The organism is Amycolatopsis mediterranei (assembly GCF_026017845.1).
GTDB classification, from domain to species: domain Bacteria; phylum Actinomycetota; class Actinomycetes; order Mycobacteriales; family Pseudonocardiaceae; genus Amycolatopsis; species Amycolatopsis mediterranei.
Genome location: NZ_CP100416.1, coordinates 3,469,336 through 3,494,008, shown reverse-complemented (window position 1 = coordinate 3,494,008; position 24,673 = coordinate 3,469,336). Strand labels below are relative to the sequence as shown.

At 72.4% G+C, this 24,673-nt stretch carries 22 protein-coding genes; 17 read left to right on the top strand and 5 right to left on the bottom strand.

Annotated elements, in window-relative coordinates:
* Positions 1–1,254: an FAD-binding protein gene (locus ISP_RS16665; RefSeq protein ID WP_013226269.1), complete on the top strand. Its 1,254-nt coding sequence runs from the start codon at positions 1–3 to the stop codon at positions 1,252–1,254.
* A gap of 129 nt (positions 1,255–1,383) precedes the next feature.
* Here ISP_RS16665 and ISP_RS16660 read toward each other — a convergent pair whose 3' ends face one another.
* Positions 1,384–2,367 (bottom strand): LacI family DNA-binding transcriptional regulator, encoded by a 984-nt coding sequence (locus ISP_RS16660; protein WP_013226270.1) that lies wholly within the window; start codon positions 2,365–2,367, stop codon positions 1,384–1,386.
* 301 nt (positions 2,368–2,668) lie between these two features.
* Between ISP_RS16660 and ISP_RS16655 the strand changes: the two genes are divergently transcribed.
* The 14 genes from ISP_RS16655 to ISP_RS16590 all read left to right on the top strand — a co-directional run bounded on the left by ISP_RS16655 (position 2,669) and on the right by ISP_RS16590 (position 19,092).
* The gene (locus tag ISP_RS16655; protein ID WP_014467111.1) at positions 2,669–3,865 is read left to right on the top strand and encodes a Gfo/Idh/MocA family protein; all 1,197 of its coding nucleotides are present in this window, start codon (positions 2,669–2,671) and stop codon (positions 3,863–3,865) included.
* Positions 3,866–4,076: 211 nt separating this feature from the next.
* Positions 4,077–5,369: an ABC transporter substrate-binding protein gene (locus ISP_RS16650; RefSeq protein WP_230468906.1), complete on the top strand. Its 1,293-nt coding sequence runs from the start codon at positions 4,077–4,079 to the stop codon at positions 5,367–5,369.
* A gap of 3 nt (positions 5,370–5,372) precedes the next feature.
* Complete coding sequence (locus ISP_RS16645) at positions 5,373–6,347, top strand: carbohydrate ABC transporter permease (RefSeq protein WP_013226273.1); 975 nt, start codon at positions 5,373–5,375, stop codon at positions 6,345–6,347.
* A complete protein-coding gene (locus ISP_RS16640) occupies positions 6,344–7,189 on the top strand; it encodes a carbohydrate ABC transporter permease (protein WP_013226274.1) in 846 nt (281 codons plus the stop codon). Before ISP_RS16645 ends, ISP_RS16640 begins: the two co-directional genes overlap by 4 nt.
* A gap of 4 nt (positions 7,190–7,193) precedes the next feature.
* Positions 7,194–7,811, top strand: a complete 618-nt coding sequence (locus tag ISP_RS16635) for a DUF624 domain-containing protein (RefSeq protein WP_013226275.1) — start codon at positions 7,194–7,196, stop codon at positions 7,809–7,811.
* Entirely contained in the window at positions 7,808–8,941 is a 1,134-nt protein-coding gene (locus ISP_RS16630; RefSeq protein ID WP_013226276.1) for a Gfo/Idh/MocA family protein, read from the top strand. The genes ISP_RS16635 and ISP_RS16630 overlap by 4 nt, the downstream gene beginning before the upstream one ends.
* Complete coding sequence (locus ISP_RS16625; protein ID WP_014467112.1) at positions 8,941–10,173, top strand: Gfo/Idh/MocA family protein; 1,233 nt, start codon at positions 8,941–8,943, stop codon at positions 10,171–10,173. Before ISP_RS16630 ends, ISP_RS16625 begins: the two co-directional genes overlap by 1 nt.
* Positions 10,170–11,111, top strand: a complete 942-nt coding sequence (locus ISP_RS16620; protein WP_013226278.1) for a DUF6807 domain-containing protein — start codon at positions 10,170–10,172, stop codon at positions 11,109–11,111. Before ISP_RS16625 ends, ISP_RS16620 begins: the two co-directional genes overlap by 4 nt.
* 10 nt (positions 11,112–11,121) lie before the next feature.
* Positions 11,122–12,408, top strand: a complete 1,287-nt coding sequence (locus ISP_RS16615) for a pectate lyase family protein (protein ID WP_013226279.1) — start codon at positions 11,122–11,124, stop codon at positions 12,406–12,408.
* A 238-nt stretch (positions 12,409–12,646) separates the two neighbouring features.
* Positions 12,647–13,417: a pectate lyase gene (locus ISP_RS16610; RefSeq protein ID WP_013226280.1), complete on the top strand. Its 771-nt coding sequence runs from the start codon at positions 12,647–12,649 to the stop codon at positions 13,415–13,417.
* Positions 13,418–13,484: 67 nt separating this feature from the next.
* Positions 13,485–14,513: a pectinesterase family protein gene (locus tag ISP_RS16605; protein WP_013226281.1), complete on the top strand. Its 1,029-nt coding sequence runs from the start codon at positions 13,485–13,487 to the stop codon at positions 14,511–14,513.
* 135 nt (positions 14,514–14,648) lie between these two features.
* On the top strand, positions 14,649–15,635 hold the full coding sequence (locus ISP_RS16600) for an arabinan endo-1,5-alpha-L-arabinosidase (RefSeq protein ID WP_013226282.1): 987 nt from the start codon (positions 14,649–14,651) through the stop codon (positions 15,633–15,635).
* Between the two features lie 44 nt (positions 15,636–15,679).
* Positions 15,680–18,568 carry a beta-galactosidase gene (locus ISP_RS16595; protein ID WP_013226283.1) on the top strand — a complete coding sequence of 963 codons (2,889 nt, stop codon included), beginning with the start codon at positions 15,680–15,682 and terminating at the stop codon, positions 18,566–18,568.
* 161 nt (positions 18,569–18,729) lie between these two features.
* Positions 18,730–19,092, top strand: a complete 363-nt coding sequence (locus ISP_RS16590; protein ID WP_013226284.1) for an STAS domain-containing protein — start codon at positions 18,730–18,732, stop codon at positions 19,090–19,092.
* Here the strand turns inward: ISP_RS16590 and ISP_RS16585 are convergent.
* Positions 19,079–21,199, bottom strand: coding sequence for an AfsR/SARP family transcriptional regulator (locus tag ISP_RS16585; protein WP_013226285.1), 2,121 nt, complete (start codon positions 21,197–21,199; stop codon positions 19,079–19,081). The two genes, ISP_RS16590 and ISP_RS16585, sit on opposite strands and share 14 nt — an antisense overlap.
* 191 nt (positions 21,200–21,390) lie before the next feature.
* Here ISP_RS16585 and ISP_RS16580 point away from each other — a divergent pair, with 191 nt between their 5' ends.
* Complete coding sequence (locus ISP_RS16580) at positions 21,391–21,834, top strand: DUF6294 family protein (RefSeq protein ID WP_013226286.1); 444 nt, start codon at positions 21,391–21,393, stop codon at positions 21,832–21,834.
* A gap of 121 nt (positions 21,835–21,955) precedes the next feature.
* Here the strand turns inward: ISP_RS16580 and ISP_RS16575 are convergent, their stop codons facing one another.
* From ISP_RS16575 to ISP_RS16565, 3 genes are all read right to left on the bottom strand, one after another.
* A complete protein-coding gene (locus tag ISP_RS16575; protein WP_155258931.1) occupies positions 21,956–22,135 on the bottom strand; it encodes a hypothetical protein in 180 nt (59 codons plus the stop codon).
* 91 nt (positions 22,136–22,226) lie between these two features.
* On the bottom strand, positions 22,227–22,649 hold the full coding sequence (locus ISP_RS16570) for a hypothetical protein (RefSeq protein WP_013226287.1): 423 nt from the start codon (positions 22,647–22,649) through the stop codon (positions 22,227–22,229).
* Positions 22,650–22,710: 61 nt separating this feature from the next.
* Positions 22,711–23,571 (bottom strand): universal stress protein, encoded by an 861-nt coding sequence (locus ISP_RS16565; RefSeq protein ID WP_013226288.1) that lies wholly within the window; start codon positions 23,569–23,571, stop codon positions 22,711–22,713.
* Between the two features lie 319 nt (positions 23,572–23,890).
* Between ISP_RS16565 and ISP_RS16560 the strand changes: the two genes are divergently transcribed.
* Entirely contained in the window at positions 23,891–24,670 is a 780-nt protein-coding gene (locus ISP_RS16560; protein ID WP_013226289.1) for a prepilin peptidase, read from the top strand.
* Positions 24,671–24,673: the final 3 nt, after the last annotated feature.

Sequence of the window (24,673 nt, the reverse complement as noted above, 5' to 3'; positions counted from 1 at the left end):
ATGCGGGTGGGCGAGTCGAACTGGGCCGGGAACCTCACGTACGGCGCGGATGCGGTGACGACCCCGCGGACGGTCGACGAGGTGCGGGCCGCCGTCGCACGCGCGACGCACGTCAAAGCCCTCGGGAGCCGGCACTGCTTCAACGACATCGCCGACTCCCCAAGCGGGCTGCTGCTGGACCTGCGCGCCCTCGACGCCGTCGACGGCGGGGTGGAGTTCGGCGACGGCACGGTGACGGTCGGCGGGTCGGCCCGGTACGGCGACTTCGCGCAGCAGCTGCACAACGCGGGATTCGCGCTGCCGAACCTGGCGTCGCTGCCGCACATCACGGTGGCGGGCAGCGTCGCGACCGGCACCCACGGCTCCGGGCGGCGGCAGCCGGGCCTCGCCGCGGCCGTCTCCGGCATCGAATTGGTCATCGCCGACGGTGAGCTGCGGACCTTCACCCGCGCCGACGCCGAGTTCCCCGGCCTGGTCGTCGGGCTTGGCGCGTTCGGCGTCCTCACCCGGCTGACCCTCGATGTGGTGCCGGCGTTCGACGTCCGCCAAGACGTCTTCGACGACCTGCCGTGGGAAGCCGCGTACGAGCATTTCGACGAAATCGAAGACGCCGGCTACAGCGTCAGCCTGTTCACGAACTGGGCGAACGACCGGATCGACCAGGTGTGGGTCAAGAGCCGCGTCGACGATTTCACCGAGCGCGCCGGCCTGTTCGGCGCCGTGCCCGCGGACGGCCCGCGCCACCCGGCGCACGCCGCCGGCATCCCGGCGGACAACTGCACGCCCCAGCAAGGGGTGCCGGGCCCGTGGCACGAGCGGCTCCCGCACTTCGCGCTGGCGTTCACCCCGAGCGTCGGGGACGAGCTGCAGTCGGAGTACTTCGTGCCCTACCGCGACGCGGTGGCCGCGATCCGGGCGGTCCGCGAGATCGGCGACCTCGTCGCGCCCCTGCTGCTGGTCTCGGAAATCCGCGCGATCGCGGGCGACGACCGCTGGCTGAGCCCCTGCCACGGCGGCGACCGGGTGGCCCTGCACTTCACGTGGCAGCCGCGCCAGCCCGAGGTGGAGGCGGTGCTGCCGGTCATCGAGGAGCGCCTGGCCCCGTTCGGCGCCCGCCCGCACTGGGGCAAGCTCTTCCACGGCATTCCGGGGGAGTACCCGCGGCTGGCCGAATTCCGGGCGCTGGCGGAGAGCCTGGATCCGCAGGGCAAGTTCCGCAACCCGTTCCTGAGCCGCAACGTCTTCGGCGCCTGACCACCCGGCGCAATGAATGACTCATTCCTGGCGTCCGACGCCAGGAATGAGTCATTCATGACGCTCAGCCGGGCCCGAGCGGGGGGTCAGGCCGGCGGCGGGCGTGGTGGGACGGGCGGCCGACGTCGCTCAGGCCGACGGCGGGGCCGTGGTGGCGCGGACGATGAGGTGCGTGTCGAGCACCTGCGTCGTGTGCTCGTCGGCCTCGCCGTCGAGCAGGCCCAGCAGGATCGTCACCGCCGCGCGGCCCGCCGCCTCCGTCGGCATCGCGATCGTCGTCAGCGGGGGTGCCGAGATCGCCGCGAAGACCAAGTCGTCGAAGCCCACCAGGCTGACCTCGTCGGGCACCGGCACCCCGCGGGCGTTCAGGCGCGCCAGCGCGCCGAAGGCGACCAGGTCGTTGTAGGCGACGATCGCCGTCACGTCCGCCGCCAGCGCCAGGTCCGCGCCCTGCAGGCCGCCCTCGAACACCGGGGGGAACGGGCCGAACTCGACGACGTCCGTGCCGTGTTTCTGCGCGGTCTCCGCCAGGCCCAGCCTGCGGGTCCGGTTCGCCCACGACGCCCGCGGCCCGCCCAGGTAGGCGCAGCGGCGGTGGCCCAGCGCGGCCAGGTGCTCGATCACCTGGCGCATCCCGTCCGCGGCGTCCATCACGATCGACGGGATCCCGGGGACCTCCCGGTTGAGCAGCACGAGGGTGGTCTGCTCGGCGAGCGCGCGCAGCTGGTCGTCGGTCATGCTCGGGCTGCACAGCACCACGCCGTCGACCTGCTTGGCCATCCGGCGGACGAGGTTCTGCTCGGTCGCCGGGTCCTCGTCGCTGTTGGCGAACAGCACCGCGATGTCGTCTTGGCGCGCGCGGGCCTGCACGCCGTTGAGCACGCCGGTGAAGAACGGGTTGCCCAGGTCGGAGACCACGATCCCGATGTGCCCGGTGCGGACCGCGGGCCCCGGCTGCGGCGCGCCTGCCGCGTGGTAACCCAGCTCGTGCGCCGCGGCCAGCACCCGGGTGCGGGTCTGCTGCCGGACCAGGTCGGGGGACGTGAACGCCCGCGAGACGGTCGAGATCGACACGTTGGCCCGGCGGGCGACGTCGTGAATCGTCACGGTCACGGCAACTCCTCGGCAGGCTCCCCCGCAACATCATGGAAACTCCCCGGGAGCGTTGTCAACAAATCATGCAAACCGGTCTTCATCGCTTGCAGCCGGAAGTGGTCTATTCCAGTAAGCGCTATCTCGAAACGCCGACCGCCATTCGGAGCATCGGCGGTTCGATGATTTCGACGCGGCTGTCCTGATGATTGACACGTTTGTCGCGCACACCCTACGGTGGCGACCGGAAGTTTCTCCCAACGTCTGACCCATTCGTCAGTTCCGCGCGGGTGCCCCCACCGGCCCCGCCGATCGGAGATCCATGTCGGGGAGCCGGAGCCGCACCGTGGCGGACCCGCCGAGGCTGGCGGTCGTCGGCACGTCCGGCTACGCCTTCAGCTACCTGCACCGGGCGCGGATCCTGCACGACGAAGGACTGGTCCGGTTCGCCGGCATGGCCGACATCCGGCCCCCGTCGGCCGCCGCCATCGCCCTGCTGCCCCCGGGCGGTACCGCGCACCCGAGCGTCGACGACCTGCTCCGCCGCTGTCGCCCCGACATCACCGTGGTCGCCACGCCGCCGCACGCGCACGTCCAGACCGGCGCCGCGGTGCTGCGGGCGGGCAGCGACCTGCTGCTGGAGACCCCGCCGGTGCTCGACCTCGACGGCTTCACCACGCTGACGCGGCTGGCCGCGGAGACCGGAGCGGCCTGCCAGACCGGGTTCCAGAGCTTCGGCTCGCCGGTGCTGCCCGTCCTCCGGGCGGCGATCGCGGCCGGGAAGCTCGGCGAGGTCGTCGGTGTCGGCGCGGCCGGGGCCTGGATCCGCACCGACGCCTACTACCGCCGCAACCCGTGGGCCGGGCGCCGCTGGCTCGACGGCGAGGCCGTCGTCGACGGCGCCCTGACCAACCCGTTCTCCCACGCCGTGGCCACCGCGTTGCTGGTCGGCGGGGTCGCCGGGCGCGATCCGGCCGAGATCGCGCTCGAGCTCTACGGCACCCGCGACATCGAGGCCGACGACACCGCGTGCCTGCGGATCCGGTTCGGCGACGGGCCCGAGATCGTCGTCGCCGCGTCGTTGTGCGCCGAGCAGGACCACGAGCCCTACGTCGTGGTGCACGGCGAACGCGGGCGCGCGAAGTTCTGGTACAAGAGCCACCGCCTCGAAATCGACGACGAGCGGTTCCACCTCGGCGAACCGGGCGACCTGCTGCGCAACCTGATCGCCCACCACCTCGACCCGGACGGCGTATCGCTGCTCGCGCCGCTGTCCGGGACCCGGGCGTTCGCGTCGGTGGTCGAAGCGGTGCGGGACGCGCCGTCGCCGTCGCGGATCCCGGCGGGCTGGATCCGCACCGTCGGCGAAGGGGCGAGCCGGCACCCGGTCGTGCGGGGGATCGGCGAAGAGGTCGCCGTCGCCGCGGACCGGCTGGCGCTGTTCTCCGAGATCGGCGTCCCGTGGGCGAGTGCCGCGCGGCGACGGCCGGGCGGCGCGGCCGCCGAACGCACCGGATAACGCGCACCGGTGCGCACCAGCGCTGGCAGCCCGGGCATCGCCGCCGTTGCTGTAAGCGCTTTCTCGGCATGTCCGCTGAACAGTGAAGACGTTGGTACGCAAGGGGTATTGCCGCCGTTTGCCCGTTGACACCGGTGTGGCGCACTGCCTACCGTGAGCGCGCTGACAGCGTTTTCAGAAAAGTGCTGACCGGCTGAGGACGGAGAGTTCGATGGGGCGGACAACTGAGCGTAGGACCAAGGGGCGAGGTGTCGCCGCGCTGGCCGTGGTGGTCCCGCTGCTGCTGACCGGGGTGGCCGCCTGCGGCTCGGACTCCGGTGGCGGCGGCGACGTGACCATCAACTTCGTCTGGTGGGGCAGTGACGGGCGGGCGAACCTGACGAAGAAGGCCGTCGAGCTCTTCCAGCAGAAGAACCCGAACATCAAGGTGCAGACGTCGTTCTCGGCGTACGCGGCCTACTGGGAGAAGCTGGCGACGCAGACGGCCGGGGGCAAGCCGCCGGACGTGCTGAACGTCGACAGCCGCTACCTGGCCGAGTACGGCGGCCGCAACGTCCTGGCCGACCTGAACTCCGGCGCGGGCAAGGCGATCTCCCTCGCCGACGTCAACCCGGAGCTGGCGGCCACCGGCGTCTACCAGGGCAAGCGCTACGCCGTGCCGTGGGCGCAGAACACCCCGGCGATGATCTACGACCCGGCCGCGTTCACCGCGGCCGGCGGCGACCCGGCGAAGGGGATGAGCTGGGACCAGTTCGCCGAGGTGGCCCAGAAGGTCGGTGCGGCGGGCTCGGCCCGCGGCGTGACCGACTTCGGCATCCTCGACACGACGCTGGAGATCTGGCTGCGCCAGCAGGGCAAGCAGTTCTACACTCCCGAGGGCAAGCTCGGCTTCACCGCTGACGACCTGCGCGGCTACTGGCAGCTGGCGAGCAAGTTCCGCGAAACGAAGGCCGCTTCGCCCGCCGACGTCACGGCGTCCTACAACACCTCGCCCGAGCAGGCCCCGCTGGGCAAGAAGCTGACCAGCTCGGAGTTCGCCTACGACAACCTGCTGCCGGCGTACCAGAAGGCGAACGGCAAGCCGCTGAACGTGGCGCCGTACCCGACTGGCGCGAACGGCGACACCGGGCAGTACCGGCGACCGTCGATGTTCCTCGCCGTGTCCGCGCGCAGCTCGCAGCAGGCGGCGGCCGCGAAGCTCGTCGACTTCCTGGTCAACGACCCGGAGGTGGGCAAGATCGTCGGCACCGACCGCGGCCTCGCGCCGAACCTCAAGGTCCGCGCGCAGCTGGCGGCCGGCGCGAAAGGCAACGACAAGACCCTCTACAACTACGAAGCCGCCCTCGAACCGAAGCTCGGGGCCGCGCCGCCGGTGCCGCCGAAGGGTGCCGGCGCGATCCAGAAGCTGCTGCAGCGCACGTACGAAGAGGTCGCGTTCGGCCGGATGAGCATCGACGACGCGGTCAACCGGTTCATGACCGAAGCCCAGAAGGGACTGTCCTAGCCGATGACGACCCTGCGCACCCCGGATCCGCCGGTCGCGCCGGTGTCGGCCGCGCGCGTCCGGCGCCGGGACCGGCCGGCCGGGCGCCGCCGCAAGAGTCAGCCCGAGGCGTTCGCCTTCCTGACGCCGTGGCTGCTCGGCGCGGTGGCGCTGACCGTCGGTCCGATGGTGGTCTCGCTGTACCTGTCGTTCACCGACTACGACATGTTCACCTCGCCGAAGTGGATCGGCTTCGGCAACTTCGCGCACATGTTCACCGGCGACGACCGCTACCTGCAGTCGGTGCAGGTCACGCTGATCTACGTGCTGGTCTCGGTGCCGCTGAAGCTGACGGTGTCGCTGCTGGTGGCGATGCTGCTCAACACGCGCCGCGGGGCGAACGGCTTCTACCGGGCCGCGTTCTACGCGCCTTCGCTGCTGGGCGCGAGTGTCGCGGCGGCGCTGGTGTGGCGGGCGCTGTTCATGGGCGGCGGCCCGGTGAACGAGGTCCTCGCGTTCTTCGGCTGGCACACCCCGAGCTGGGTCGACGACCCGCAGTTCAGCCTCGCCTCGATCGTGCTGCTGGGTGTCTGGCAGTTCGGTGCGCCGATGGTGATCTTCCTGGCCGGGCTGAAGCAGATCCCGGCGGAACTGCACGAGGCCGCCGCGATCGACGGTGCGGGCGCGTTTCGCCGGTTCCGGCACATCACGCTGCCCATGCTGTCGCCGGTGATCTTCTTCAACCTGGTGATGGAGGCGATCCACGCCTTCCAGGCGTTCACCCCGGCGTTCGTCATCGGCGGCGGCCGCGGCGGCCCGGCCGACGCGGACCTGTTCTACACGCTCTACCTGTTCGAGGTCGGCTTCCAGGACTTCCGGATGGGCTACGCGTCGGCGATGGCGTGGGTGCTGCTGGTGGTCATCGCGATCGTGACGGCCATCGTGTTCCGGACGGCGAAGCTGTGGGTGTTCTACGACGACGCGGAGGATCGCAAATGACCGTGCTGCCGCGCACGGCGCGCTCCTTCGGCTGGCACGTGCTGTGCCTGGTCATCGTCGCCGTGGTGCTGTACCCGCTGGTGTGGCTGGCGTTCGCGTCGGTGAAGCCGCCGGACGAGATCCTTTCGCGGCTGGCGCTGCTGCCTTCCCGGTTCGTCTTCGACGGTTACACGAAGGGCTGGGAGGGCGCGGCGGACGTCGGGTTCGGCCGCTTCTTCCTCAACTCGTTCCTGGTCGCCGGCCTCTCGGTGGCGGCGAACGTGCTGTCGTGCTCGCTGGCCGCGTTCGCCTTCGCCCGGCTGAAGTTCCGGTTCCGCGGCGCGCTGTTCGCGTTCATGATCACGACGCTGATGCTGCCCTACCACGTCACGCTGATCCCGCAGTACGTGATCTTCCAGCAGGCCGGGCTGGTCAACACCTTCGTCCCGCTGATCCTGCCGAAGCTGCTGGCCACGGAGGCGTTCTTCGTGTTCCTCATCGTCCAGTTCATGCGGGGCATCCCGCGCGAGCTCGACGAAGCGGCGATCATCGACGGCTGTTCGGTCTACCGCACGTTCTGGCACGTCGTGCTGCCGCTGTCGAAACCGGCACTGGTCACGACGTCGATCTTCACGTTCATCTGGACGTGGAACGACTTCTTCACGCAGATGGTGTACCTGAACGACACGGAGAAGTTCACCGTGCCGCTGGGCTTGCGGCTGTTCGTCGACACCAGCAGCGAGTCGAACTTCGGCGCGATGTTCGCGATGTCCGCGCTCGCGCTCGTCCCGATCGTGCTGTTCTTCCTCGCCTTCCAGCGCCTGCTGGTCGAAGGCGTCAGCACCAGCGGCCTGAAGGGGTGAACGGATGCGGACGCTGAAGCGATCGACAGAGTGGCGAACCGGTCTCGGTGACTTCTCGGACTGCCTGCTGGCGGGGTTGCTCGTCGCCCTCGCGTCGGTGCCGGTGGTGACGGCGGCGCCGGCGTTCGTGGCGGGCTGCCGCGTGCTCGACCGGACCCGGCGTGACGTCGGAAGTCCACTGTGGACGAGGTTCTGGGCGGACTTCCGCGAGGCCGCGCGGGGTGGCGTGCCGTTCGGGCTCGGCTGCCTGGCCGCGGTGGTGCTGGTCGCGGTGGACCTGGAGGTCGTGGCTTCGATGCCGGGGGCCGGCGTGCTGAAGCCGGCGTTGTGGGTGCTGGCGGTCGCGGGCACGGTGGTGGCGCTGCGCACCTGCGAGCTGGTGGCCACCGGCGGTGGTTCGGCCGGGCGCCGGGAGACCGGGGCGCCGCTGCCGGGCGGGCGCGCCTGGCTCCGGGCCGTGGTGACCGCGGCGCGGGAAACCGCCGCCGCGCCGGCGAGGGGCCTGCTGCTCGCCGTCGCCGCCGGTCTCGCCGTCCTGCTGGTCTGGATGCTGCCGATCCTGGCGCTCGTGGTGGCCGGGCCGCTCGCCCTGGCCGCGGTCGCGACCGGCGGCCGCCGATGACGCCGGAGGTGGTCGTCTTCGGCATGGCCGGCTACGCGGGGCAGCACCTGCGCCGCGCCCGCGCCCTGCACGACCGCGGCGAGCTGGTCCTCGCCGGGGCGTGCGACATCCGCGAGCCACCCGAGGCGGCCCGCGCGCTCCTGCCCGAAGGGGCGGTGATCACCCGGGACGCGGCGGAACTGCTCGCCCGCACCACCCCGGCGATCGCCGTGGTGGCGACCCCGCCGCACACGCACCTGCCCCTGGCGAAACTCGCGCTCGCCGCCGGCTGCCACCTGCTCGTCGAGAAACCGCCGGTGCTCGACCTCGCGGCCTTCGGCGAACTCACCGAACTGGCCCGCGGCCGCGCCTGCCAGACCGGGTTCCAGAGCTTCGGCTCCGCCGCGGTGCCCGTCGTGCGGGCGGCGATCGAAGCCGGCGAGATCGGCACGGTCACCGGGGTCGCCGCCGCCGGGGCGTGGATCCGGCGGGACCGGTACTTCGCGCGCGCCGAGTGGGCCGGCCGTCGCCGGGTCGGCGGGCAACCGGTCGTGGACGGGGCGCTGACCAACCCGTTCGCCCACGCCGTCGCGACCGCCCTGCTGGTCAACGGCACCGCCGAGGTCCTGCCGGAGCGGACCGCCGTCGAGCTGTACCGGGCCCGGGACATCGAGTCGGACGACACCGCCTGCGCGCGGCTGAGCTTCGCCGGAGCGCCGGACGTCGTCGTCGCGGCCACGCTCGACGCCGAAGCCGACCACGACCCGTACGTGCTGGTCCACGGCACCGAAGGCCGGATCCGCTGGCACTACAAGACCGACCTCGTCGTCGTGGGCGAGGCGGAAACACCGGTCGGGCCGCCGCGGGACCTGCTGGCCAACCTCGTCGCGCACGTGCGCGACGGCGAGCCGCTGCTGGCCCCGCTGGCCGCCACCCGCGCGTTCACCGCGCTGGTCGAGGCGGTCCGCGACGCGCCCGAACCGCTGCCGCTGCCCGCCGAATGGGTGCGGGCCGTGGGGGCCGGGCCCGAGCGGCACTTCGTCGTGGCGGGTGTCGACCGCGACGTCGACACGGCGGCCGAGCGGCTCGCGCTCTTCTCCGAACTCGCCCTGCCCTGGACCGGCGCGGCTTCACCGGAACGAAAGAGGTGATGGCGGTGCGTCGCCACGCAATCGTCGGCCTGGGCTCCCGGGCCCAGCTGTTCGCCCGGGCACTGGCCGCGTCGCCGCGGGCCGAGCTCGCGGCCTTCTGCGACCACAACGAGACCCGCATGCGGGTCCACAACGAGTGGCTGGGCACGGAAATCCCCGGCTACCGGCCGGCGGACTTCACCGTGATGCTGGCGAAGGAACGCATCGACGTCGTCGTGGTGTGCACGCCGGACCACACGCACGCCGAGTACGTCGTCGCCGCGCTGGAGGCCGGCTGCGACGTCGTCACGGAAAAGCCGATGACCACCGACGTCGAGGGCGCGCGGCGGATCCTGGCGGCCCGGCGCGAGACGGGCCGGTCGGTGCGGGTCGCCTTCAACTACCGGTACAACCCGGTGCACCGCCGGGTGCGCGAGCTGCTCGCCGGCGGCGCGATCGGCGCGATCGGCTCGGTCGAATTCAGCTGGCTGCTCGACACCGCGCACGGCGCCGACTACTTCCGCCGCTGGCACCGGGACAAGGCGAACTCCGGCGGATTGCTCGTGCACAAGTCCGGCCACCACTTCGACCTCGTCAACTGGTGGCTCGGCAGCGATCCCGAGACGGTGTTCGCGCTGGGCCGGCTGTTCTTCTACGGCGACGAAAACGGCCGGCGGCACCGCACGGCCGGCGACCGGTTCGCGCTGGACCTCGACGCCTCACCCAAGCTGCGCGCGCTCTACCGCGACGCCGAGCGGGAAGACGGCTATGTCCGGAACCAGGACGTGTTCGCGCCCGACGTCACCATCGAAGACGACCTGTCGGTGCTCGTGCGCCACCGCGGCGGGGCGGTGCTGAACTACCACCTGCACGCGTATTCGCCGCGGGAGGGCTACCGCGTCGCGTTCTCCGGCAGCGAAGGGCGGCTGGAACTGGACGTCCGGGAGAACGAGTACGCGTCCGGCGCCGAGCCGGTGCCGAAGCGGGGGCGTGCCCGGCTGACGCTGCAGCGGCTGTGGTCGCCGTCCGAGGTCGTGCTGGACCAGGAGCTCGGGGAGGGGCACGGCGGCGGCGACGAGCGGATGCTCGCCGAACTGCTCGGCGACGCCGAACCGGACGCGCTGGGCTGCGCGGCCGACCACGACGCCGGCCTGCAGGCCCTGCTCACCGGGCTGGCCGCGAACCGGTCGCTGGTGACCGGCCGGGCGGTGTCCGTCGACGAGCTGCTGGGGGAGATCGGGGAACCGGCGTGAGCCGGGCCGCGGTGGGGGACGGCACGCCGGAGGCGACCGAAGAGGGCGACGGGCGGGTGTGCGTGCGGCTCGGCGACGTCGTGCTGGCCGAGTACGTCGTCGAGCCGCCGACGCCGGCCGGGGACTCGCCGAAGCCGTACCTGCACCCGCTGCGCACCACCGCGGGGGAGATCGTCACGGCGGTCCGGCCGCACGACCACACCTGGCACAACGGCCTGCAGTTCACCATGGCCCACCTCTCGGGCGAGAACTTCTGGGGCGGGCGCACCTACGTGCGCGGCCGCGGCTACACCCCGCTCGACAACAACGGCACCGTCGGCCACGTCCGCTGGGAAGGCATCGACGACACCGGCGGGCACTGCACACTGCGGCACGAGCTGGCCTGGCGCACCGCGGCCGGCCGGCGCTGGCTCACCGAACACCGGACGCTGCACTTCGGCGACGTCTCGCTGCGCGGCGGGCACTGGACGCTCACCTGGTCCAGCCGGCTGCGCAACACCAGCGGCCACGAGCTGCGGTGGGGGAGCCCGGTCACCGAGGGGCGGGACACCGCCGGCTACGGCGGGCTGTTCTGGCGCGGGCCGCGCTCGTTCGTCGGCGGCACGGTCCGGACGTCGGACGGGAAGCCCGCGGCCGAGGCGATGGGGCACCGGGCGCCCTGGCTCGCCTTCACCGGGCAGCACGACGAAAGCCTGCGGACCTCGACGCTGCTGTTCGCCGACAGCCCGGCGAACGCGGCCCACCCGACGGCCTGGTACGTCCGCGCCGAGCCGTTCCCCGTGGTCAGCTTCGCCGCGACCTACCACCGGCCGTGGCTGCTCGAACCGGGCGAGGAGCTGACGCTGACCCACCACGTCGTCGTCATCGACGGCGCCCCGGACGCCGCCGGGCTCGCCCGGCTCGCGAAGCGGGTGCTCACGAGACCGGACACCGACTAGAGGAGCCGACATGCGCTGGAAAGCTTTCGCGGGGTGCCTCGCCCTGCTCGGTTTGACGCTCACCGCCGCACCCGCCCAGGCGCACGGCCGCGATCCCGGCCGGGTCGTGCTCGGTGCGCACGACGGCTGGGCCGCCGCGACCACCGGGACCACCGGCGGGGCAGCCGCCGCCCCCGCCGACGTCCACACGGTGACCAAGCGCTCCGAGCTCGCGGCCGCACTGGCGGCGCACCCGGGCGCCCCGAAAATCATCTACGTCCGCGGCACCATCGAGGGCAATGTGGACGCCGCGGACCGGCCGGCGAGCTGTGAAAGTTTCGCCGACCCGGCCTACAGCCTCCCGGCGTACCTGGCGGCGTACGACCCGGCGACGTGGGGGAGAGTGCCGCCGTCGGGGCCGCTGGAGGAGGCTCGCGCGCGGTCGCAGGCCAACCAGGCGAAGCAGGTCGTGCTCGACGTCGGCCCGAACACCACGATCGTCGGGCTCGGCGGCCACGCCGTGCTGCACGGGCTGACCCTGCGCGTCACCGGGGACAACGTCATCCTGCGGAACCTGAACTTCGCCGATGCCCACGACTGCTTCCCGCAGTGGGATCCGCTCGACACCGCCGACGGCAACTGGAACTCCGAGTACGACAACCTCGACCTGGTCGGCGCGACGCACGTCTGGGTGGACCACAACGAGTTCAGCGACGGCGGGAACGATCGGCAGCCGTCCTACTACGGGCGCAAGTACGAGGTCCACGACGGGCTGCTCGACATCGTGAACGGCTCGGACCTGGTCACGGTGTCCTACAACCGGCTGCACGACCACGACAAGACCATGCTGATCGGCAACACCGACAAGCCTGCTTACGACGTCGGCAAGCTGCGGGTCACGCTGCACCACAACCTGTTCTCCGAGATCGGCCAGCGCGCGCCCCGGGTGCGGTACGGCCAGGTGCACGTCTACGACAACCTGTACCTGGTGCCGGATCCGGCCGCCTACACGTATTCGATCGGCGTGGGCGTGGAGTCCCGGATCTACGCGGAGAACAACTTCTTCCGGATCCCCGCCGGACTGCCCCTTGGCCAGCTCGTGCACTACTGGAAGGGAACCGTGCTGCACGCGACCGGCACGCTGGTGGCGGCGGGAAACCAGTGGCCGCGGCCGGTGGACCTGCTGGCGGAGTACAACGCGGCCAACGATCCGGATCTCGGGCCGGACGTCGGCTGGACGCCGAGCTTCGTCGAGCGCCTCGACCCCACGTGGGCGGTCCCGGCGCTGGTGCTCGCCGGTGCCGGACCCGGGCGCTGAAACCTTCGACAGTTTCGGCGTTTTCTGGCCGTGTTTTCTGGCCGTGTTTTCTGAAAACGCGCCGCGGGCGGCGACCATCCGGGCGACATGCGCAGCGCTGCGGTGAACGACATTGACACGGCGTGGCCACAACCCGAAACTCGGGGGCGAGAAAGCGCTTTCACAACCCGGTCGGACGTTTTCCATCAGCGCCGATTGAAGCTCAGGACCAGGGAGTGATGAAATGTTTCCCCCAGCGATGTCCCGGACGATCCGGGTGGCGGCGGTCGCCGCGCTCGTCGTTTCGGCGGCGATCGGCACCGGCGCCACCGCGTCGGCCGCCTCGTGGCCGAACCCGAGCACCAGCGTGCCGGTGCCGAAGACGATCAAGGTCACCAGCGGCACCTACGACGGCGGGCTCAAGCGGTTCTACGGCACCGGCGACCTCGGCACCGGCGGCCAGAGCGAGGACCAGAGCCCGATCTTCGAGCTCTCCAACGGCACCACGCTCAAGAACGTCGTCCTCGGCAGCCCGGCCGCCGACGGCGTGCACTGCCTCGGCACCTGCACGCTGCTCAACGTCTGGTGGGAGGACGTCGGCGAAGACGCCGCGACCTTCAAGGGCACCTCCGCCTCCCAGACGATGACCATCGACGGCGGCGGCGCGCGCAAGGCGTCGGACAAGGTGTTCCAGCACAACGGCCCCGGGACGATGTACATCCGCAATTTCCAGGTCAACGACTTCGGCAAGCTGTACCGCTCCTGCGGCAACTGCAAGACGCAGTACAAGCGCAACGTCGTCGTGGACAACGTCACCGCCACCGTGCCCGGCAAGGCGCTGGTCGGCATCAACACCAACTACGGGGACACCGCCAAGCTGACGAGGATCACCATCGTCGGCGATTCCAGCCGCAAGATCGAGCCCTGCACGAAGTACCAGGGCGTGACCAGCGGCGAGCCGACGAAGATCGGCAGCGGCCCGGACTCGACGAACTGCCTCTACACCGCGGCGAACATCACCTACAAGTAACCGACCCGCGCCGGGGGTGGCGGCCGCCGTCCGGTACCCCCGGCGCGTTCCACTCCGTGGAGGCGTCATGTTCAAGACCCTGCTCGTCGCGTCGGTCGTCGCCGGGGCGTCGCTGGCGGCCACTGCGACGACGTCAGCGGCCGCGGCGGCGAACGTCGTCGTGGCCAAGGACGGCTCGGGCAACTACACCACCGTGCAGGCCGGGATCAACGCGGTTTCGGCGGGCGGCACGATCTCGGTCAAACCCGGGACCTACCGCGAAGTGATCACCGTGCCCTCGGGCAAGACCGGGATCACCATGCGCGGGACCACCGGGAACGCCGCCGACGTCGTCGTCGACTACAACAACGCCAGCGGAACCAAGAAGCCCGACGGCTCGACCTACGGCACCTCCGGCAGCGCGACCGCGACGATCGCCGCGAACGGCTTCACCGCGACCGCGCTGACCTTCCGCAACTCCTTCGACCGCAAGGCGCACCCGGAGATCACCGACACGCAGGCGGTCGCGGTCAAGACCACCGGCGACCGGATGGTCTTCGACAACGTCACCTTCCTCGGCCACCAGGACACCCTGTACGCCGACACCGCGGCCGTCGGCACGGTCGGCCGTCAGTACTACCGCGGCTGCGCGATCAGCGGCGACGTCGACTTCATCTTCGGCCGCGCCACCGCGGTCTTCGACCGGGCGACGATCACCGCGCTCGACCGCGGTTCGAGCAGCAACAACGGGTTCCTGACCGCGGCCAGCACCCGGCGGTCGAACCCGTACGGCTTCCTGATCGTCGGCAGCAAGGTGCTCAGCTCGGCCGCCAACGCGAGCTTCTACCTGGGCCGCCCGTGGCACCCGTCCGGGGACGTCGACGCGATCGCCCAGGTGCTGATCCGCGAGACCTCGCTGCCGGCGGCGATCAAGCAGTCGCCGTGGACGGACATGTCCGGCTTTTCGTGGAAGGACGCCCGGTTCGCCGAGTACCGCAACACCGGCCCGGGTGCGGGGACCGGCACCGACCGGCCGCAGCTGCCCGCCGCCCAGGCCGGAAACTACACCGCCCAGAAGTACCTCGCGGGCGGCGACGGGTGGAACCCCGTGCACTGACGACGTCGTCGAGGCCGGCCGGGGAGACCCTCCGTCCGGCCCTTGACGCACCGGCCCGTGACCACCGACCATTTCCCGGTCAGACGCTGTTAGCGTTAACAGCGTCTCGGATCAGCGTCGACCCCGAGGACACCCATGAGCCTGCGCCGCCTCCCGGCCATCATCGCCGTCGCCGCCGCCCTGCTGAGCGCCCCCGCCGCGCAGGCCGCGACCTACCCGGACCCCGGTTACGTGACCGGGGACATCGAGGCGGTGCACGACCCGTCGATGATCCGCGCGGCGGACGGCAGCTACCTGCTGTATTCGACCGACCAGTACCTGCAGATCCGCCGCTCGACCGACCGGATCCACTTCACGAAGATCGGCTCGGTCTGGCCGAACGGCGCCCCGTGGACCGCGCCGTTCACCGACCCGGCCAAGCCGGAGTACCTGTGGGCGCCGGACATTTCGTTCCACAACGGCAAGTACTACCTCTACTACGCGGCTTCGTCGCTCGGCTCCCGCAACTCGGCGATCTTCCTCGCCACCAGCAGCACCGGTCTGCCCGGCAGCTGGACCAACCAGGGGATCGTCGTGCAGACGAGCACGAGCAACGACTACAACGCGATCGACCCGAACCTGTTCGTCGACTCCGCCGGCCGCTGGTGGCTGAGCTTCGGCTCCTGGTGGACCGGGATCAAGATGATCCGGCTCGACCCGGCCACCGGCAAGCGCAGCACCAGCGACACCGCCCTGCGCGGCATCGCCCAGCGCACCGGCAGCACGTCGGCCGAGGAAGCGCCGTACATCATCCAGCACGGCGGCTACTACTACCTCTTCGTCTCGTGGGACCTCTGCTGCCAGGGCACCAAGAGCACCTACCGCGTGATGGTCGGCCGCTCGACGTCGATCACCGGCCCGTACGCCGACCGCAACGGCGTCCCGATGACCGCCGGCGGCGGCACGCAGATCCTGGCGAGCCACGGCGCGATGCACGGCCCCGGGCACGTGGCCGTCCTGCACGACACCGACGCCGACGTGCTGATCTACCACTACTACTACTCGGACGCGACGCCGCTGACGGGCAAGCTCGGCATCAACCTCATCGGCTACGACAGCGCGGGCTGGCCGTACGTGTACTGATCCGTGTATAACGACCTATACGTCGTCGATCGGAAAGATGACCCATGCGCCGGTTCCTGTCCGCCCTGCTCGCCCTGTTCGCCACCACGGCGCTTTGTGCCGCGCCGGCGTCGGCCGCTCCGGCCGCGACGCCGAAGCACCAGGTCACCTTCGACAAGTATTCGCTCATGCTGGACGGCCGCCGCCAGGTCGTCTGGTCCGGCGAGTTCCACCCGTTCCGGCTGCCCAGCCCGGACCTGTGGCGCGACGTCCTGCAGAAGATGAAGGCCACCGGCTACACGGCGGTCTCGATCTACTTCGACTGGAACTACCACTCGCCCGCGCCCGGGGTGTACGACTTCACCGGCGTCCGCGACATGGACCGCGTGCTCGACCTCGCCGCCGAAGCCGGGCTGTACGTCATCGCGCGACCCGGCCCGTACATCAACGCCGAGGTCACCGGCGGCGGCTTCCCGGCGTGGCTGAGCACCCAGGCCGGCCGGGCCCGCAGCGACGCGCCGGACTACCTCGCCGCGGCCGACGAATGGCTGTCGCGGATCGACCGGATCATCGGCCGTCACCAGTACACCGACGGCCGCGGCCCGGTGATCCTCTACCAGATCGAGAACGAGCTCTCCGCGACCGGGACGGCGCAGCGCAACTACATGGCGCACCTCTACGACAAGGTGCGGGCCGACGGGATCACCGTCCCGGTCTTCCACAACGACAAGGGCCGCAACGGCATCTGGGTGCCGCCCGGCTCCGGCGTGCCCGGCACCGTCGAAGGCAAGGTCGACCTCTACGCCTTCGACGGCTACCCCGGCGGCGCCTGCCGGACCGACGCGACGCCGGGCAACCCGAACACGGCGCCGGACTGGGGGACCTACGGGCCGGGCGGGGCGAAGGGCGGCGCGAGCGCGTCGCCGAACACGCCGGGGTTCGCCGCCGAGTTCGGCGGCGGCTGGTTCGACTACTGGGGCAGCAACGGCACCTACCCGTGCACCGCGGTGCGGCAGGGGCCGGGCTACGAGCGCGTCTTCTACGGCACCAACCTGGCGAACGGCCTGACCATCCAGAACTTCTACATGACCTTCGGCGGCACGTCGTGGGGCGGGCTCCCGGCGCCGGTGGTCTACAGCTCCTACGACTACGGCGCGGCGATCGACGAAGGACGTCAGCTGCGGCCGAAGGCGTTGACGATGAAGGAGATCGGCGGGTTCCTCGCCACCGTCCCGGATCTGGCCAAAATGGACCGCGGGGCACCGGTGACGCCGTCGTCGGCCGCGGTGAAGGTCTACCACAACGTCAACCCGGACACCGGCGTGCACTTCTACCTGCCGGTGCACTCGCCGTCGAACGCCACGACGGACGACACGTTCACCTTTCCGCTGTCCACATCGGACGGTGAATACACCGTGCCGGTCCGGCTGCACGGGCAGGACGCCAAGTACCTGGTGGCGAACTTCGACGTCGCGGGCCAGCACCTCGTCTACTCGACCTCGGAGCTGATGGCCCAGGCCGCCGGCACCGTGCTGCTGCACGGCCGGCCGGGCGAGGACGGCGAGACGGTGCTGCGGTACGCGACGCGGCCGCGTGTGGACGTCCTCGCCGGGGACGTCACGGCCACCTGGTCGGGCGGCGACCTACGCCTGAACTACCGGCACGCCGGGCTCGCGCGGGTCCGGATCAGCGGCGGCGGCCGCCCGGCCGTCACGCTGCTGCTGGCCGACGACGCGACCGCGGACACGTTCTGGCCGGTCGGCGGCCTGCTCGTGCGCGGGCCGGACCTGGTGCGGACGGCCCAGGCCGGGTTCGTGCTGACCGGCGACACGAAGGCGCCGAGGGACCTCGAGGTCTGGGGTGCCCGCAGCCCGCTGCTGTGGTGGAACGGCGCGCCGGTGCCGGCGCGGCCCACGGCGTCCGGCAGCCTGCTCGCGCTGCGGCCGTTGCCCGGCCCCGGGGACCCGCGGCTGCCCGAGCTCACCGGCTGGCGCTCGGCGCCCGGGTCCCCGGAAGCCGAACCGGGGTACGACGACTCGGCGTGGCCGTCCGCGGACCGGACCACGACGAACAGCACCACTCCGCCGCCGGCCGGGCAGCCGGTGCTGACCGCGGACGACTACGGCTTCGGCGTCGGCGACGTCTGGTACCGCGGCCGGTTCACCGGGACGCCGGGGGAGCAGGTCAGCCTCCGCTACGGCGGCGGGGGCGCCGGGATGCTCCAGGCGTGGCTGGACGGGCAGTACCTCGGCGAGCACGTCCTGCCGTCGGCGCTGGCCGCCCCGCCGACGACCGGCACCGCGGCCTTCACGGTGCCCGAAGGCCTGCGTGGCGACGGTCCGCACGTGCTTTCGGTGATGGTGCGGAACAACGGCCACAACGAGGACGGCGGCGTCAACGACGCCCACAAGGAAGGCCGGGGGCTGATCTCGTCGTCCCTGACCGGCGTGGTGTGGAAGCTCCAGGGCGGCTCGGCGGACCCGGTGCGCGGCCCGCTGAACAACGGCGGTCTCGCGGGCGAACGCGCGGGCTGGCACCTGCCGGGCTTCCCGGACCGGGCCTGGGCGCCGGCGGCGGTGCCCGCAGCGACGGCCGACCCCGGGACGACGTGGTACCGCACGACGTTCTCCCTGCGGATCCCGCGCGACCAGGACACTTCGGTGGGCCTGACGATCGGCGATCCCGCAAAGCCCCGCTCCGGCGGCCGCTACCGGGTGCTGGTGTTCCTCAACGGCTGGAACGTCGGCCAGTACATCGGGGACGTCGGGCCGCAGCACACGTTCGTGCTGCCGGCCGGGATCCTCGACCCGCACGGCCGCAACACCCTGGCCCTGGCGGTGACCAGCGACGGCGGCCCGGGCAACGGCCTGGAGAAGGTCGCCCTGACGGACCTGGGCACGGCCCGCGGCGGGGTCCCGGTCCGGCCGGTGTTCTCACCGGGGTGGCGGCGGTGAGAGGGGACTTGGCCGGCCGCTGCTCGCCGTAGCGCGGCCGGCCCGGGGGCAGCGGGCTTCGACCCAGCCTGGCAGAACCGGCCGACCGAAGTGTTTGGTGTCCGCGGCAGTGGGGTAGGAGTTGATCACTCACCGCTGATTTCCGTGGAAGGAGCACCTGAATGAGCGCCCCCGACCTGTCCGCGCTGCTGCTGACCGCGACGACCGCGCAGCCCCGTCCGGGAACGCTGCGGGTCACGGTCACCGGCGAAATCGACATGGTGACGTGCCCGCGCCTCGACGAGGAACTCGGTCGCGCGCTCGCGGCGGCCCCGCAGCGGCTGGTGGTGGATCTGCTGGGCGTGGGTTTCTGCGGCGTGACGGGCGTGGCGTCGCTGGGCCGGCTGCGGGCTCGCTGTGCCGATGCCGGGATCGACCTGGCCTTGAAGCCGTCCGGCGTGGTGCGGCGCGCCTTGGACCTCGCCGCGGTCGCCCCGCTGTTCCGGCTGGAGGGCCGGCCGGAGCCGCAGCTCATCGCCCGGTGACGGCCGGCCCGGTGAACGTCCGCGCCTCTTCGTCCGCCGCGGCCAGCTCCCGGTCCGCCGCCGCCGGGTCACCCGGACCTCCGCGGCGAAGCAGCGCCTCGGCGTGCCGGCGGCGCGAAAACACCACCGCGGGCCAGTGGGCCAGCGCGAGGTTGTGCCGGACCGCGGCTCGCAGGTGCGTCACCGCCCGGTCCGGGTCCCCGGCCGTCAGGGCCGTGGTCCCGAGCGGGTGGTGGACCGAGCCGAAACACGCGATGCCCAAGCTCGCCATCGCCGGCAGCTGCGCGAACGGTGCCAGCAGCTCGTGGATCCGCGCCGCCGTCGCGCGATCGTCCAGCAGGTAGGCCGTTTCCGCGGCGCCGCACAGCGAAGTCAGCCAGGTGCTCGACCGCGGCAACGCACCCAGGTCTTCGCCGCACAGCCGGGCCAACGCGCCCGCGGCCGTGCGGCGGTCCCCGGCCGATGCCGCCGCCACGGCGAGCGCCGCGTAGTACGAGTTGTCGATCGGGCTGAGCGTCGGCGAGTGCATCAGGCCGTCCAGCACCGGCACCAGCTCGCCGAGCCGGCCCTGGAACCACCGGATCGCCACCAGTTGCGCGCCGTACCAGCCGAGTGCGTCGAAGTCGCCCGCCGCCTGGCCGACCTCGGCGCAGGCTTGCGCCCCGGCTTCGGCGTCGCGGAACCGGCCGGCGCGGATGGCCAGCATGACCTTGAGCGCGTCGGCCACGAAGCCCGCCGCCAGGTGCTTGCGCTCGGCGAGCAGGTCGTCGAGCTCGCCGAGCCGGCGCTCGGCGTGCGGGTCGCCGGCCAGGAACAGGTCGACGGTGTCCCACAGCACGCCCATCACCAGGTCGGTGCGGCGCCCCGAGCGGCCGCTCACCCCGACCAGCTCCGTCGCGAGGGCGTGCCGCAGCCGCGTGTGGTCCGGGCCGAGCAGGCAGTGGTGGGCCACGCTCAGCGCCTCGGCGTGCGCGACCGGGTCGCCCGCCGCCCGCGTCCGCTCGGCCGCCGCGAGGACGCGATCGTGCGTGCCCGCTTCGTAGTCCAGTTCGGCCGCGAGCCGGGCTTGGAGCCGATGGCCGAGCGTCGATTCGGGATCCACCTGCGCCAGCGCGTGCCGCAGCCGGGTCAGCAGCGACGCCGCCGCGACGGCCGTCCGGTGCTCGTGCACCCACACGCCGCCGAGGCCGAGGGCCGCACGGGCGAGCGCGGTGACGTCCCCGGCCTCCTCGGCCCGGACGTAGGCGGTTTCGAAGTGTTCCCGGCTGGTCCGGAGGTCGCCGTCCTCGAGCAGCGCGTGTTCGCCCGCGGTGAGGTCGTCGTCGGGGGTGGTCACCACCGCGGTGGCCCGGGTGGCGAGCAGCGCCGGGTGGTGCGCGAGCACCCGGCGGTGCACCTGCGCCAGCACCGGCGACGGCTCCACCCCGGACGCGGTGATCAGGCCGTGCCGGGCGCGGCGGAACGCCTCCAGCGCGTCGCTCTGCCGTCCGGCCCGGTAGAGCGCCGTCATCAGCTGCGCCCACAGCCGTTCGTGGCCGGGGTACGCGTCGGTCAGCGCCTCCAGCTCGGCGATCAGCCCGGTGTCCTCGCCGGTCGCGAGATCGGCGTCGATCCGGTCCTGCACGGCGTTGTGGCGCAGCCGGTCGAGCCGCATCCCTTCCGCGGCCAGGGTCTCCACCTCGCCGAACTCCTCGTAGGCGGCGTGGCCGCGCCACAGCGCCAGCGCGGCGGCCAGGAGCTCCCGGGCGGCGGCGGGTTCCCCGGCGGCCAGCACCCGCCGTCCGTCGGCGGCGAGCCGTTCGAACCGCGCGGCGTCGAGGGCGTCGTCCGCCAAGTGCAGCACGTACCCCGGCGGCCGGGTCACGATCACCCCCGGCCCCACTGTGCCGCGCAGCCGCGAGAGGTACGTCCGCACGGTCCGGCCGGCGGGCGCGGGCGCCTCCGCACCCCACAGCGCCCGGCCCAGCGCGGCGACGCTGACCACGCGGCCCGCCTCCGCCGCCAGCACCGCCAGCAGGGTCCGCAGGCGCGGGCCCCCGACGTCCCGCGGCTCGCCGTCGAGCCGCACTTCGAACGGTCCCAGCACCCCGAGGTCCACCCCGCCCATGCCTGCCCCTCCGCGCGCGGGTATCCCGCCCGCTCCGGCGTACAGGAGCGGGCTGGGGTGGCTCCGGATACGTCCGACGCCGAAGTAAACCTCCGTCGACGAGTTGTCGACCGATCGTCGACGGGCGCTGCGAGGCTCGCTCGGCGCGGACCGGGAGGGTCCGCGGCCAGCGGTTCTTCGGGAGGAAGTCCATGAAACGCATGATTCGGGGTCTCGCACCGGTTTTCGCCCTCGCGGCGACGGGGGCGGCGGTGCTGGCCGGTGCGCCGGCGGCCACCGCCGCGCCGGCGCACAGCGCGGCGGTCCTCGAGGTGAAAAGCGCGACCTGGGGCCAGTTGCACGTCGGTGACTGCGAGCAGGACAACGGCACGATCATCATCCGGTCGAACGGCACGGGGGACTGGAGCGCGACGACGCTGACGTTCCAGACGCACTCCGGCGACGTCTGGCACTCCAGCTTCGACTTCAAGACCACGGCCGGAACGCAGCTGTTCTCGGCGGGCACGTTCGACAGCCCGCGGATGAACGACGGCAACCCGCCGCCGCGCTACCCGTGGGGCAAGCACTTCACTTACGACGCGTCGCTCTTCAGTGCTGTCAACATCTTCAAGACCATCCAGCACTCGAGCTGCTGAGCGGGGGAGAGAAAACCGCCCTGGGTCACGGTGCGCCGGGACCCGGGGCGGTGCCCGCGACGGCGGGCAGCTCCACGCCCACCGCACGGTCCCCGGCGGCTGAACGCGCTCAGCGTGACCATCACCGTGTCGGGGTGCCGGTCCGGTCGCCGGGGACGTCCCGGTACTTCCCGAACCAGCGCGCGCTCCTGCTGGCGGCGTACCCGGAGATCCAGGACGACGCGGGCCTGCTGCCCCCGGACGCACCCGCCGACCCGGCCGCCCGCCTCGGCTTGGTGATGCGGGCGTTCGTCGAGTTCACGCTTGCGCTGGGAGCCCCAGCCGTCCCCGCGCGGCCGAGGTCCTGGCCGGTTCGGCCCGCGCCATCCTGCGCGCGGCCCTCGAGCCGGCGGCTAGCTGATCGGCACCGTCGCGGTGCAGGACGCCGCGCCGTTGTCGAACGTCGCCGCCGCGGTGCCCATGCCCGTCAGCGGCACGGTGGTGGTCGTCGGCACGGTGAAGGTGGTGTGCCCGGTCGTCGCCGACGTCTGGGAGTACACCGTGTGCGTCGTCGATCCGCTGCGGTAGGCGATCCGCAGGGAGACGGTGCCCGCGACGTCGCCGATGTACGGTCCCGACGCGGTGTAGCCGCCGGTGATGCGGAAATCGAAGCCGACGGACTCGTACTGCAGGGTGAACCTGCCGCTGAAGTCTCCCGAGTGGCAGACGGCCGTCCGCTGGAACGTCGTCGCCGCCCCGGCCGGGGCGGCCGCTACCGTCGTGCCGGCCAGCAGCGCCCCCAGCGCCACGAGCCCGGCCTGTATCGCAGTCTTCATCCTTTTTCCTCCCTCTGGCTTCCCGTCATCCTGCCCGGTGCCGCTTCCGTTCCGCTTCCCTTCACGCGGTGGTGCGCACGAGGTGGACCGGGCAGGCGGCGTGGTGCAGGAGCGCCTGCCCGGTGGAGCCGAGCAGCAGGCCGGGGAAGCCGCCGCGGCCGCGGTCGCCGAGCACGACCAGCTGGGCGGTGGCGCTGCGCTCGACCAGTTCCTTGCGCGGGTGCGCGTGCACGACGACCTGCTCGACCGCGACGTCGCCGGTGTCGTGGGCCAGCACCCGCTCGCCGAGCAGCCGGCGTCCCGCCTCGGTGACGCACCGCGGGTCCCGGTGCGGCGGCGGGCTGTCCGCCCACGCATGCAGCACGACGAGCGGCGCGTGGCGGGCGCGGGCTTCGGCGAGGGCGGCCGCCAGGACCCGGGCGCCGGCTTCGCTGCCGTCGACGCCGGTGACGACCGGCCGCTCGGCCGCGCCGGGTTCGTCCCAGCTGTCGCCGCGGACGACGACGGTGTCGCAGCGGGCGTGGGTGCCGACGGCCGCGGCGACCGACCCCGCGAGCAGGCTGGTGAGCCTGCCGTGCCCGGTCGACCCGACGACCAGCAGCGCGGCTGACCGCGACGCCTCGATCAGGGCTTGCGCGGCGCGGTCGGGATCGAGCCGGGTGGCCGCACTGGGAACCCCCTGCGCGGCGGCGAGCTCCTGCGCGGTCCGCAGCGCACGCCGCCCCCGGGCGCGCAGCGCGTCGACCATCTCTTCGGGCGGCGGCACGACCCCGCCGGCGAGCAGGGCCGGAACGTCGAGGGCGTGCACGATTTCCAGCGGCGCCGCCCGCAGCCGGGCGGTCCGCGCGGCCCAGCGGACGGCATCGAGCGACTCGGCCGACCCGTCCACCCCGGCAACGATCGGCAATCCGGCGGCGGTCATCTCCAAGACTGTAGGCGCGCCCGCCCGCCCCGGACCCCGATTTCCACGAACGACCACGACCCACCCACTCGCCCACCGCCCCCAGAGGGTCGCCTCACGTACCCGGACGGACGACTCGCGTACCTGGCGGGACGACTCGCGTACCTGGACGGACGACACGAGCAGGCCTGCGGCCGGCCGGCGTGTCGTCCGCCTGGGTACGCGTGTCGTCCATTGCGGTACGCGTGTCGTCCGGCTGGGTGCGTGGGGCGTCCGGTCGCGGGGGCGGGCGGGGTCGGGCAAGATCTGCGGTAGTCGCCCCCGAGTCCGAAGGAGCCCGATGGCGGTGCTGGTCGTGGCCGCGGCGGTGCTCGGCCTGCTCGTCGGATCGTTCCTCAACGTCGTGATCCACCGGGTGCCGCGCGGCGAGTCGGTGGTCCGCCCGCCGTCGCGCTGCCCGGATTGCGGGCAGACGATCAAGAACCGGCACAACGTCCCCGTCTTCGGCTGGCTCGTCCTGCGCGGCCGGTGCGCCGGCTGCGGTGCCCGGATCAGCGTCCGGTACCCGCTGGTCGAGCTCGGCACCGCCGTGCTGTTCGCGCTGCTGGCCCTGCGGCTCGACCCACCGGACCTGCCCGCGTTCCTCTACTTCGGCGCGATCGGGATCGCACTGGCCCTGATCGACCTCGACTGCCGCCGCCTGCCGAACGCCATCGTCCTGCCGTCGTACCCCGTCCTGCTCGTCCTGCTGACGGCGTCGGCCTGGTGGCGCGGCGACTGGTGGTCGCCGGCCCGCGCCGGGATCGGCGGCGCCGCGCTGTTCGGCTTCTACCTCCTCCTGGCGCTGGCGTACCCGGCGGGCATGGGCTTCGGTGACGTCCGGCTCGCGGGCATCCTCGGCGGGATCCTCGCCTACCTGTCCTGGCCGGCCCTGCTCGTCGGGGCGTTCGGCGGGTTCCTGCTCGGCGCGGTCGCCGGGGTCGTCGTGCTGGCGACCGGCAAGGGCGGCCGCAAGACGGCGCTGCCGTTCGGGCCGTTCATGATCGCCGCCGCGCTGGTGGCGATCTTCGCGGCCGGCCCGCTCGGTCAGGCCTACCAGCGGCTGACCGGCCTCGCCTGAGCG